Genomic DNA, 12,157 nt, shown 5'->3' on the forward strand with positions numbered 1-12,157 from the left:
ACCAACCTCGGAAGTTGTGCAAACGTTTGATCAAAGGTTTTTCAACTGTGACATTGCGGCACCCACGGGGCGTGGCTGAGTGGGGCTACCGGCCAATGCGGGCGGGATCAATGCCATAAAACTCTGCGGCGGTACGGCCAAGAAGCTGCTCGCGGGCCGCGGCATCCACACTCTCAAAGAGAGGTGCCAAGCCATTCCAGACCCGCGTATAGCCGCCGGCCAACACCGAAATAGGCCAGTCGCCGCCATACATCAGCCTCTTCGGCCCGAAGACTTCGAGCGCCCGATCAAAGAACGGCCGCACATATTCGGTGGTCCACTGCTGCGGGTCGCCCTCCGCCGCATAGAGCCCGCTGATCTTCGCGTACACATTGGGGTTCTGGGCTGCCTCGGCAATCGCCGACCACCAGGGTTCATGATCGGCGCGACCAATCGGCGGCTTGCCCAAATGATCAATAACCATGCGAAGTTCCGGATGTCGCTTCGACAGTTCCGGAATCAGCGCAAGGTGCTCCGGAAGCACCGCGACCACATCGAAAGTGAGACCAGCGCGCTCCAGCACCGTAAGCCCCTCATCAACGTTGGGCCGCAGCAACCACTCCGGATCTTCCTGATTGTGGATCAGAGTGCGCACCCCAACCATGCGGGTGTCTCCCTGCCAGGATTCGATCGTGCGCGCTGCCTGCTCCGGCCGATCGATCGGCGCGTACCCGACGATCGCGGCCACTTCGTGATTGGCGGCCGCCGACTCCATCATCAAGCGGGTGTCATCGAAGTTGTCGGCAGACTGCACCTGCACCGTGTAGTCGATGCCAGCATCCCGCAGCTCGGGCATGAGGTGATCGAGTGTCATCACTCGATTGATGGGGGCGAGCGACTCGTCGAGCCAGTCATAGTGAGCCCGGTTGGGATCCCAAATGTGCTGGTGGGCGTCGATGATGGGAAAAGCCACAGTATGTTCCTCTCGCAGGTGGCCAGTTTAGAGAATGCCGTGCCGTTCCCACACGGTGCGCAAAGAATCTCCGGAGAGCAATTCTGCGAGAACCGTCGATTCATTGGATGCCCGGGTACGGGCCCTCGTGAGCACTTCCTCTTCGTGCGCCTGCGGAATTACGACGGCTCCGTCATCATCGGCCATCACCAAGTCACCGGGGGCAATGCGAACGCCGCCAAGTTCGACGACGACGTCGGATGCAATCACGCGCATCCGGGCTCGGAAGTCGATGGGGCGACGCGAGCGTGAGAACGACGGAAAGCCGAGTTCGGCGATCTTGTCGGTGTCGCGCAGGTTACCGTCGGTGATGACTCCGGAGGCCTTCGCGCCCAGCGCCGCAGCGCTGAAAAGTTCTCCCCAGAAGCCAGAATCGTTGCTGTTGTCCGTGGCGATCACAATCATTTGGCCAGCGCCGATGCCATCAATGAAGTCGATCGACTCCCTGTAGGGGTCATCGAGATCTGACTCGAGAGCGGGAGCAAAACGCACAGTGCGGGCGCGACCGAAAGCGCGCGATCCCGGCGTGATGGGTGCCAATCGTTGCGTCAACACTTGATTGCGCAGGCCCGATTCGTCACACGAGTCGCTGAGAATCGCGGTCGTGAGGCGCTCATCGCCGGGCAGCGGCGTGAAGCCTGAGTCGTTGGCTGCGGCACCGGCGGCGTTAGCGGATGACATGGCCACCTCCGGGGCTGAAGGGGAACTGCGCTTCGATTTCGGGAGTCAGCTGGATGCCGAGGCCGGGAGCCGTCGGAGCCACAATTCCGCCGTCCTTGAATTCAACCTCTTCCACCCGCATTGCTTCGCGCAACGGGTTGGGCAGGGTGCAGTACTCGAAGAGTTCCACGTATGGGTTCGCGAGCACGGTGTGCAGGTTGGCGGCGAACGTAACGCCGCTGCCCCACACGTGGGGCACGGTCTTCACGCCGGTGGCATGAGCGAGCTCGGCGACCTGGGCGAAAGCCTTCGGGCCTCCCACGAAAGTGACGTCGGGCTGAGCAACGTCGAGCGCGTTGGCGTCGAGCAGTTGCGCGAAATCCCGCACGGTTCCGTTGGATTCGACACCGGAGATCGGCACGTTCACGGCGGCACGCACGGCGGCGTAGCCAGCCACGTCATCCGCCTGGCAGGGTTCTTCGTACCAGCGGGCTCCGAGTTCGGCAGCCTTGTGGCCGACACGAATTGCTTCGTCGACGGGCCACGGGTCAGAGGCGCAGGCCTGCACGGCGTCGATGACGAACTGCACGCCCTCGGGCAGCAGTGCGGTCACGTGATCGAGCAGCTTGATGGTGGTGTCTGGATCGGTCATGGCGCGGAACTTTACGGTGCCAAATCCGGCTTCGATCTGAGCCGCGGCCCAATCGGAAACCTCGCCAAACGTGGTACCGAGGCCGCCACTGGCGTACGACTCGATCCAGTCGCGCTTGAGGCCACCGAGCACCTCGTAGGCGGGAACGCCGAGGCGCTTGCCGACGGCATCCACGGCCGCGGTTTCGATTGCTCCGGCAACACCGTTAAGCATTCCGCCCCGCGCCCAGAAGGCGGTGTATGCGCGGAGGTGGTCAGCGACGTCGAGGGGGTGAGCGAACTCGTGGTCGAGAACGTAGGGGCGGAAGGCATCCACGATTCCGGGCACGGCGGCGGCGGCCATGATGCCCGCTCCCGCTTCCCCGATTCCGGTGGTTCCATCAGAGAGGGTTACTTCGACGAGGGCGGCATCCCACGACCAAATGGTGCCACCTACCCACGTCAGTTCTTCCCCGGGCTGATACCGGTGCGAAAGCAACACTGCGCGCACGGCGGTAATGGTTAGGGCTGTGTCCTTGAGTCCCATGTGAAGGGCGCCTCGTTTCTACTAGCGAGCGATAGTGGTTACGGTATCTGATCAATCGTTTGATCACAAGCGCGTTAGACCGCATCCGTGCAAGCGCACTGTCAGCCCGCGGGCGCGCTGGAGATTCGCGCGGCAGCTTCGAGGTCGGCCCAGAGCCCCTCGGGCATCGCCGTTTCGTAACGCTCAATGTTTGACTGAACCTGATCGCCACCGCGAGCGCCGACCACAACGGAGACGACCGCCGGATGCCGCAGCACGTATGCGATAGCAGCCTCCGGCAGCGTGACGCCGTGGGCTTCACACGCGTCGGCCACACGATTGGCCTGCTCGAGAATTGCGGGAGGAACAGGCCCGTAGTCGAAGGTTGCGTCAGGGCTCGGACGATTTCGACCGAGTAGCCCGGAGTTGTAGACGCCAGCAACGACGATGCCGACGTTGCGTTCGAGAGCGAGCGGCATCAGGTCGGTGAGCGCTTCGCCGTCGATGAGGGTGAAGCGTCCGGCGCACATCACGAGGTCGATGTCCGCGCGGCGAATCAGCTCTGCAAGGGGCGCCGACGCTTTCATCCCCGCACCGACCGCCTTCACAAGACCCTGCTCGCGCAACTCAATGAGCGCACCAATTCCCTCAGTGGACGCCTGCTCAAAGTGGTCATCGGGGTCGTGCAGGTACAGCACATCGAAGTGGTCGAGCCCGGTACGGGCGAGAGATTCTTCGACCGACCGAAGGATTCCGTCGCGACTGAAATCCCATTGGCGTTTGGTGACGGCGGGAACGGCGAAACCTTCGTCATCCATCCGATCTTCTCCGCCAGGATTGGGCACAATGAGCTTGCCGACCTTGCTCGAGATCACGTACTCGTCGCGCGGGTGAGTGCGCAGTTGTTCGCCCAGGCGACGCTCGGAGAGGCCGAGACCGTAGTGTGGTGCGGTGTCGAAGTAGCGCACTCCGGCATCCCAGGCCGCGGCCATGCCCTCGTCGACTTCGGCGTCCGTAGTCTCACGATAGAGATTGCCCAGCTGGGCAGCACCGAGGCCGATCTCTGTCAGTTCAAGTCCGCGCTGAGTTGATCTGGTCTTCACTGTTGGTTTCTCCAGGGAGTTTTAGCGCGCGGGTGGCGCAGTTGATTCGCGCACGATCAGCTCGGGTGCTGGATCGGCAATGACACGGTCTTCGGCTGTGCCCGAGTTGATGATTTCCCACAGGCTGGCCATGGCGGCGCGGCCCAGTTCATAAAGCGGCAGGCGAACGCAGGTGAGTGGCGGCCACGCAATTTCAGCCGTCCAGGTGTCGTGCATCGCGACGATCGACATGTCTTCAGGAACGCGGATGCCCAACCGTCGTGCCTCAGAGAGCACACCGTGCGCTGCGTTGATGTTCGCGACGACGACCGCAGTGGGCGGGGTCGACAGCTCGGCCATGGCATCCAGAGCCTGAGCGCCTTGCTTGGGGTAGTAGCCAAAGTCGGTGACGAGTTCGGGTTCAACGGTGAGCTTCGCCGCCGCCATCGCTTCGAGGAAGCCGGCGAGACGACGCTGGCCCGACTCCGATGTCGGCACACCACCGGCATAGCCGATGCGGGTGTGGCCCAGTTCAATGAGGTGCTCGGTCGCCAGGCGCATCCCGGCCTCATCTTCAACGCGAACGGAACCACCCTTGCCCGGGTTGATCGTGTTGATCGAGATCACGGGCAAGCCGCTGTCGGTCACCGTGCGCAGATCGTCACCGCTCAGGTGGTCGCCGAACTGCACAAGAACACCATCGACCCGCCCCTCGCCCATGAGGCGCGGGATGGACTCTTCGCCCTCAGGCAACCGTTCGGTGCTCGCGATCAGCACCATGTAATCCTTGGTTCTGGCTTCCTCTTCGACACCGCGCATGAGCTCGGCGAAGATGGCGTTCGTGACGCCGGGCACGACAAGGCCAACCGCGTGCGTGCGCGATGACTTGAGCGCCCGCGCCGTGAAGTTGGGCCGGTAGTTGAGCTCTTTCGCGGCATCGTGAATGCGCTGCCGGGTTGCCACGCTCACCCGCACGCCCGGCTTTTCGCTCAGCACTCGCGAGACCGCCGACACCGAGACTCCGGCGCGGGTTGCAACATCACTCAAGGTAGCCATGGTTGCCAGTGTATTCGGGCAATTACTCGCTGGTACGTCGATTGACCAGATAAAGGTGAGTAAGAACCATCACAGTGTCACCGTGTTGGTTGGTTACCGTCACCAGCTCGTGCAGGTAGCCCGCCTCCTTCGGTCGCTTCGCGTGCAACGACATCTCGTTGATCTCTGCCGTCACCCGAATCGTGTCGCCGATGAAAACAGGGCGGATGAAACGGATGCGGTCGTACCCATAACTCATGGCCTGCGGGTTGATGTCGCCCGCTGTCATTCCCACCGCGACGGAGAGGATGAGCGTGCCGTGGGCGATGCGCTGACCGGCGGGCTGTGTTGCCATCCATTCGGCATCCATGTGGTGCGGAAAGAAGTCGCCGGTCTGGCCGGCGTGCAGCACGATGTCGGCTTCGGTGATGGTGCGGCCGACGGTTTCGCGGCGCTCCCCTACTTCGTGGTCTTCGTACCAGCGGTCTTTCGTGAGCATCAGCGCACCAGCCATTCTGCGACGCCCGCATCGAGGCGTTCGCGTAGTTCAGCGATTGTGATTTCGCCCAGAAGGGCTGAGGTCACGAGCGGGGAGACCGCATTCTGTAGTTCGATGTAGGTCGCGAAGCGGGGGCGCATGTAGGCGCCTTCGAGCGTTGCGCGCGTGCCGGTGAAGAAGTCGAGGCTGTCGGCGTTGGTGCGAGCGCTTTCCCACGCGATCGCATTGCCGGGCTGGCCGCCACCGTCGTAATACGAGCTCTCTTGCACGTCGCCCGAGGCGAGCCAGAAGGCGTGCGCGATCGCGGCATCCATGACCTGGCTGCGCGACGAGACCGCGATTCCGGCCCCACCGAGCAGCGAACCGGCAAGGCCGCGCGTCGAGCTCGGGATGTCGATGTACTGCACCCGGTTCGACCGGTAGCCGGCACGCGAATAGTTCGTGTAGCCAAAGAGCAATGGAGAGTACGCGAAGGTGTCGCTCTCGGCGAGCACATCAGCGACCTGGATCGGGTTGAAGCCGGCGTTGTCAGCGGGCACCAAGCGGGCCAGGCGCGTGAGCAACTCCATCGAACGCGTCAGCACGTCTTCGGAGAGGAAGACGCCGGGCGTCGCCATCGGGTCTTCGCCCAGTCCCGCGGCGATCGTGATGAGGCTCGAGTACGCGTCAACCGGCTTGAACGGCCAGAGTACCCGGCCTTCTTCGGCGAGCGCGATCACCTCGGGCCAGGTGCGGGGCGGTGCCTCAAGAAGGTCGGGACGGTACGCGGCAACCTGCGCGGCAGCATCGAGCGCGAGGCCCCACTGCTGGCCAAGGTGTTGGTACGACTCGTGCGAACGGCCCACCGACTGCGTTGCCAGCGTGGCCAACTCGGCGTCAAAGCCGCGCCCGTTCAGCGGCGTGAAGAGCTTGTCTTCTGCCGCAACCGGAATGTGTGGATGATCGATCACGAGCAGGTCGTACTGCTCAACCAGACTCTCCAGATCTTGGTCGGCAAAAGCCTGCAGTGAGCGGTACTCCCACTGCACCTCAACATCGGGAGCCACCGAGCGATACGCTTCGGCGGCCTTCACGACGCTGCCGTAGCCGCGCTCGTGCTCCCAGGTCATTCCTCGGATGATGGTCGGGCTCATGCTGAGGCCTCCTGGGTTGCGGTTGCGGCGGGAGCGGTGCCGGCAGCACCGCCGGCAGCAGCAGCGGCAGCGCGCGACGGGAACTCGGCCCGCACGCTGTCGTTGTCTTCTCCGAGAGTCGGGGCCGCTTTAGTGCTCGTGAGAATCTGGCCGTCGACGCGGATGGGGCTGCGGGTGGTCAACAGGTCGTTGCCTCCGCGGCTGACGGGCTGCGTCATCCGAATCGCTTCGAACCCACCCGAGGCCAGCAGTTCGTCGAGCGTGAGCACGGGAGCGCACCACACGTCGCCGGCATCGAGAATGTCGAGCCACTGCTGGGTGGTGCCGGTCGCGAAGTGCGCGGCGAGAATCTCTTCGACATACTCTTGGCGATCCCAGGCGAGCTGCGGGTCGAGCATGGCGCTGAGTTCTGCAATGCCGAGCAGGTCGCCCAATTTCGGCAGCGGATTCATGGCCATCGCGATGTAACCATCAGTGGTGGGATACGTGCCGTAGGGCGCCGCCAAGAAGGCGTGCGCCGAGTGTTCTCCGTGGCGCTGCACCGTGATGCTGTCGTCGTTGAGCTTGGTGCTGAGCAGCTCGAACTGCAGGTCGAGCATCGCTTCGAGCAGGCTGGTCTGCACGAGGCCGCCCTTGCCGGTGCGGAACTTGCGCACGAGAAGCGCGGTGACTCCCTGGGCGATGTGGCAGCTCATCAGGTGGTCGGCGATCGAGAGCCCTACCGGCACGGGGCCGTCGGTCTTCGAGCCGTTGAGCCACGGGATGCCCGACATCGACTGAGCGAGCAGGTCTTGCCCCGGGCGATCCTTCCACGGGCCCTCTTCGCCGTAGCCGGTCGCGCTGGCGTAGACGATTCCGGGGTTGATGGCGCGCACGGATTCAAAGTCGAGCCCGATGCGCTCCATTACGCCGGGGCGGAAGTTCTGGATGATCACGTCGGCACGTTCGACGAGCTCTTTCACGTAGGCGAGGTCGTCGGCGACCTTGAGGTCAGCGGTGATCGACTCCTTGTTGCGGTTCATCGCGTGGAACGAAACAGTGTCGCCGTCGAACTCGCGACCGGCGAACGCGAGGGTGCGACCGATGTCTCCCGTGCCGGGGCGTTCGATCTTGATGACGCGGGCTCCGAGGTCGGCGAGACGCATGGCGGCAACCGGTCCGGCCAAGAATTGGCTGAAGTCCAGAACGAGGATTCCCTCGAGGGGGCGGTCCAGTGGCGCAGACTCCGTTGGTGCGCCGTGGTGGTCAGTCATTGCTGTTCAGCCTTCTGTAGATACTCGTGAACAATCGTTTGATCATGCTAGTATGACGCAGAAATAGGCGCAAGGGAAACAGTGCTTCAGACGGGCCGCATTCCGGCATCCGGCTCACACTCGACCCGCGCGCACCACTAATCGCAAAGGAGCACACCAGTGCTGAGCGTGAATTATGTAGGCGAGCAACGCCTTGAGGTCAAAGAGTACGAACCGAAGCCTCCGGCCGCCGGCGAAGTTCAAATTGCGGTCGCCTACAACGGGTTGTGCGGCACCGATATGCACATCCTGCACGGCAACATGGACGCCCGCGTGCAAATGCCTTTGACCTTTGGTCACGAGATGAGCGGCACCATTTCCGCTCTCGGCAATGGCGTTGACGGCTGGAACGTCGGAGACCACGTCACGGTCATGCCGCTCTGGTGGGACAACACCTGCCCCGCCTGCCTCGCCGGCAACCAGCACATCTGCCAGAACCTCGACTTCATCGGCATTGACTCCCCCGGCGCCTTGCAGGGCAAGTGGAATGTTCCCGCCGAAACGCTCGTTGCGTTGCCGCCCGAGCTGCGCCTCGATCACGCCGCGCTCGTCGAGCCCACCGCTGTTGCCGTGCACGATGTGCGCCGTTCGGGGCTGAAGCCCGGCGATAAGGCCGTGATTATCGGTGGCGGCCCCATCGGTGTTCTCATTGCTTCAGTCGCTCGCGAGTTTGGCGCCGAAGTTGCCGTCATCGAAATCGATGCTGCCCGCCGTGCCCAAATCGACGCCCTCGGCTTCACGACCCTCAGCCCCCTCGAAGTTGACCAGGTGGCCTGGGTCAACGAGTGGACCGCGGATGCCGGTGCCGACGTGGTCTTCGAAGTTTCGGGTGCTGCGGCTGCCGTGCTCGGCGCGACCGACCTCGCGAAGGTGCGCGGAACCCTCGTGGTTGTCGCCATCCACCCCACGCCTCGCGAGATCAACCTGCAGCGCGTCTTCTGGCGCGAACTCACGATTATGGGAGCGCGCGTCTACCAGCGCACCGACTTCGAAAAGGCCATCGAACTGCTGGATGGCGGCGTCATCCCGGCTGATCTGTTGATCACGCGCATTGTGCCGCTCTCGCAAACCAGCGAAGCTTTCGCTGACCTTGCCGCGGGCAAAGCGATGAAAATTCTCGTGGATGTCGCGGGCCAAAAGTGAGCACGACAGAGAAAGGTAACCCCTTGAACGGCATGTTTGACCTCACCGGAACCACCGCGGTCGTCACCGGCGCCCGTCGCGGAATCGGCTTCGCCATGGCCGAGGCACTCGCCGCCGCCGGCGCGAACATCATCGGCATCAGCGCCACGATCGAAGCTTCGGGTAGCGACATCGAGAAGGCGGTCACCTCGTATGGCCGTACTTTCGAGGGCATCGCGTGCGACTTCGCCGACCCGGATGCCGTCGCCGCGTTGGGCGAGACCCTATCGACCCGCAACGTCGACATCCTCGTCAACAACGCCGGAACCATCGAGCGCGCCCCCGCCGTCGACCACCCCACCGAGCTGTGGGATCGGGTCATCCAGGTGAACCTGTCGAGCCAGTTCACGCTCACGCAGGCCATCGCCCGCTCGATGATTGAGCGCGGTCGCGGCAAGATCATCTTCACGGCATCGCTACTCAGCTTCCAGGGCGGCATCAACGTTCCCGGCTACACGGCAGCAAAGTCGGGCATCGCCGGGCTCACGAAGGCACTCTCGAATGAGTGGGCGGGCAAGGGCATCACCGTGAACGCGATCGCCCCCGGCTACATCGCGACCGACAACACCCAGGCGCTGCAAGACGACCCCGACCGCTCGAAGGCGATCCTCGACCGCATCCCCGCCGGTCGTTGGGGCGTCGGTAGCGACCTCGCGGGTGCCACCGTGTTCCTCGCGTCGCGCTCCTCCGACTACGTCTCGGGCGCGATCCTCAATGTGGATGGCGGCTGGCTCGGCCGCTAGTTCTCCCCCAGCAGACTGTTGGCATCCATCCTCGTCGATGGGTGCCAACAGTTGTTTTTGCGTACGCCCAAAACGTGCGGCGGCACCTGAGCCAGCAATTACTTGTGCTGCTTTGTGGGATCGTTTGAGGAACACTTTCGAGGCTTCGATCCGGACAAGCTTTACGAGATCCCCAAAGCGCGTTAATCGGGCCTACAGATCTCTCGAGAGCAGCTAGAGTAATCCCGTTTGTGGATCCTCCAACGGAGACAGCGCAGCATCTGGAATTCACGAAGAGCGAAGCTGGTCAATGCTCAGTCGGACGTGTTATGGTCCTACTAATAGTTCCCCTCGGGGGTCATTCAGGTTCAAAAATCTGCGCGACCGGTCGAGGGGCCTTTTTTTTGGAGTAAAGTCCGGAACGTGAGCAAAGTATCTCTTTCCATTGCGGGCCAACGTGAGCAGCTCTTGGAATTGGGACTTCTCGATTCGAACGGTTCACTGGAACACGCGCTCTACGACCACGGATACTTCCGACTTTCGGGATACTTCCGCTACTTTCAAATCGATCCGAAGAAAGGGAGGAACGGATTCGCGCATGGCGCCGACTTCTCCGAAATTTACGAGATCTACAAGATGGACGCCAAGCTTCGCAACTTACTACTCGAAGGTTTGGCCGAAGTGGAAGTGGCGCTCAGGTCTGTGCTCACTACGGTGCTCTGCCAACCGGGCAAGCCAGGCAATGAGTATCTCGTTGAAAGCACATACGAGCACAGGTTCAACAAAAAGGGCGATGACCTTCGGGCTATCCTCCTAAGCGACATCGACAAGGATATTAAGCGGTCAAAAGAACCTCACGTCGTTCATTACCGGCAGGGCCCAACTGATGTGCCACTTTGGGTGGCAACGGAGGCATTGTCTTTCGGCGCCGTTTCGCGAATTCACAGTCTGCTAGCAAGCAAGAATCGCGCGGATGCGATTGCGGGCAGATTCAAATATGACGGCGGCATCACTAGAAACTTCGCTTCGAATATGCGGGCGACTGTAGTCTTCCGCAACCTTTGCGCCCACCACGGTCGACTTTGGAACCGCCAGTTCACTGAAGTCGCACCTACTGCTTTTTCTGGTCTCCATGAGCAAGGTTTAGTGGCGTACAACTACACCGAAACCGCATGGGGGTTCATCGCCGTCTTGAATCATATGGTCGCAGCCGTACGCGGCGATAACACTTTCAAACAAAAGATTGATTCCCTCGTCCCACGCTCGGGCGCTTATTGGGACGGACTAGTGAGCCCAAACGCGACATAGGAGCATGCAGACCGCCAGACACCGTGAATGAGCTTTCAGTTTGTCGCCATCAGACTGAACGTCATAGTGGCAGCCCTTCAGCGGGAAATCACACCGTGCTGGGGGTTGGGGCTCCGCCGCCAGGCTGCTGCCCGCAGGTAGCTATCGCGCTGCAGGTCTTCCACTGGATCGATGAGATGGTGTTTTCGTCGGCGTCTGGCTTCGACACTACTTATTTGTCACCTCCTCATCTCATAGAGTGTGTGCCCTCTTGCGTCATGCAGGTCACGTCTCTTGTACTTCTACATCGATTTCTCGTCAGATTAAACGGAGCTGCCGTCAGCGAAAAATCGCCAAGCGCGCCGAAACCGGCGAGCCCAGCCGGCTGTCACAGACAAGCCCAACCCGCACGAACGATGTCAAGCTCTCTGTTTGTGAGTGAGGCTCGCCCCACTCATACGAAGCGGTTATCGAACAGAGCGACAGAAATTATCGCGGTTATGGAGAACTGAGCAATTCTTTGTGTCACTATTTGGCTATGAGCCACTTTGGGTACATATATACCGCGCTAAGAAAACTTTGCGTCGTTAGACACCTAAGTGAGGTGCCTGACGATCTTGCGGAACAGCTACGACGACAGGGAAGAAACTCCCTTCTCACTGAACAAAGCCAAGCAGCGAGGGCCAGCATGCTCCGCACGAGAGCTGCCCAGCGGTGGAAGAGTTTTTTCACCCTGGTGACGATCTCAGTTCTCGCCATTCTTGTGAGTCTCGGGCCGAACCTCTTCTCTGGGGATGGCAGCATTGAAGAGAGATACGATGACATCGCCAATTTGGTCGCTTTGCTTTTCATATTCGTCTCGGTTAGTTCGACGTTGCTTATGGTGCTTTTCGCATCGGCGCCCCAGAACCAGCGAAATTCGATACGAGGCTCGTTAGCGGTAGTAGCCATAATTTTTGGGATGTTGCTGAACAGTTCGGGTTCCATTTCGTGCGCAACTGCGCTTGTCGGAGTTCTCAGCATTCTGCTCACAATTGGAGCAGACTTTTTCACCCCCAAGAGCATTTGAACGATGAGAAAAGCCTGCATGACGCTGGCCTTCAGGCATCGAGAATGTA

General features: G+C 61.5%; 12 protein-coding genes. 4 read left to right on the top strand and 8 right to left on the bottom strand.

The window, feature by feature from the left end; all coding sequences use genetic code 11:
* Positions 1–85: 85 nt before the first annotated feature.
* The 8 genes from ON14_RS08275 to ON14_RS08310 all read right to left on the bottom strand — a co-directional run bounded on the left by ON14_RS08275 (position 86) and on the right by ON14_RS08310 (position 7,809).
* On the bottom strand, positions 86–952 hold the full coding sequence (locus ON14_RS08275; RefSeq protein ID WP_010204441.1) for an amidohydrolase family protein: 867 nt from the start codon (positions 950–952) through the stop codon (positions 86–88).
* Positions 953–979: 27 nt separating this feature from the next.
* The gene (locus ON14_RS08280; RefSeq protein WP_010204442.1) at positions 980–1,672 is read right to left on the bottom strand and encodes an RraA family protein; all 693 of its coding nucleotides are present in this window, start codon (positions 1,670–1,672) and stop codon (positions 980–982) included.
* Positions 1,659–2,828, bottom strand: coding sequence for a mandelate racemase/muconate lactonizing enzyme family protein (locus tag ON14_RS08285; protein WP_010204444.1), 1,170 nt, complete (start codon positions 2,826–2,828; stop codon positions 1,659–1,661). Before ON14_RS08285 ends, ON14_RS08280 begins: the two co-directional genes overlap by 14 nt.
* Before the next feature lie 101 nt (positions 2,829–2,929).
* Complete coding sequence (locus ON14_RS08290; RefSeq protein WP_010204445.1) at positions 2,930–3,910, bottom strand: aldo/keto reductase; 981 nt, start codon at positions 3,908–3,910, stop codon at positions 2,930–2,932.
* 21 nt (positions 3,911–3,931) lie between these two features.
* On the bottom strand, positions 3,932–4,945 hold the full coding sequence (locus tag ON14_RS08295; protein ID WP_010204446.1) for a LacI family DNA-binding transcriptional regulator: 1,014 nt from the start codon (positions 4,943–4,945) through the stop codon (positions 3,932–3,934).
* Positions 4,946–4,967: 22 nt separating this feature from the next.
* Positions 4,968–5,438 (bottom strand): MaoC family dehydratase, encoded by a 471-nt coding sequence (locus tag ON14_RS08300; RefSeq protein WP_010204447.1) that lies wholly within the window; start codon positions 5,436–5,438, stop codon positions 4,968–4,970.
* Complete coding sequence (locus tag ON14_RS08305) at positions 5,423–6,556, bottom strand: extracellular solute-binding protein (RefSeq protein WP_010204448.1); 1,134 nt, start codon at positions 6,554–6,556, stop codon at positions 5,423–5,425. Before ON14_RS08305 ends, ON14_RS08300 begins: the two co-directional genes overlap by 16 nt.
* Complete coding sequence (locus ON14_RS08310) at positions 6,553–7,809, bottom strand: CaiB/BaiF CoA transferase family protein (RefSeq protein ID WP_010204449.1); 1,257 nt, start codon at positions 7,807–7,809, stop codon at positions 6,553–6,555. Before ON14_RS08310 ends, ON14_RS08305 begins: the two co-directional genes overlap by 4 nt.
* Positions 7,810–7,968: 159 nt before the next feature.
* On the opposite strand from ON14_RS08310, the gene ON14_RS08315 reads away from it, so the two are divergent.
* The 4 genes from ON14_RS08315 to ON14_RS08330 all read left to right on the top strand — a co-directional run bounded on the left by ON14_RS08315 (position 7,969) and on the right by ON14_RS08330 (position 12,108).
* Positions 7,969–8,991 (top strand): zinc-dependent alcohol dehydrogenase, encoded by a 1,023-nt coding sequence (locus ON14_RS08315; RefSeq protein WP_010204451.1) that lies wholly within the window; start codon positions 7,969–7,971, stop codon positions 8,989–8,991.
* Positions 8,992–9,023: 32 nt separating this feature from the next.
* Positions 9,024–9,773, top strand: a complete 750-nt coding sequence (locus tag ON14_RS08320; RefSeq protein WP_010204452.1) for an SDR family oxidoreductase — start codon at positions 9,024–9,026, stop codon at positions 9,771–9,773.
* A gap of 402 nt (positions 9,774–10,175) precedes the next feature.
* Positions 10,176–11,060, top strand: a complete 885-nt coding sequence (locus tag ON14_RS08325) for an Abi family protein (protein ID WP_010204453.1) — start codon at positions 10,176–10,178, stop codon at positions 11,058–11,060.
* A 715-nt stretch (positions 11,061–11,775) separates the two neighbouring features.
* Positions 11,776–12,108, top strand: coding sequence for a hypothetical protein (locus tag ON14_RS08330; RefSeq protein WP_141629973.1), 333 nt, complete (start codon positions 11,776–11,778; stop codon positions 12,106–12,108).
* Positions 12,109–12,157: the final 49 nt, after the last annotated feature.

Source organism: Salinibacterium sp. PAMC 21357 (assembly GCF_000247645.1).
GTDB lineage: Bacteria > Actinomycetota > Actinomycetes > Actinomycetales > Microbacteriaceae > Rhodoglobus.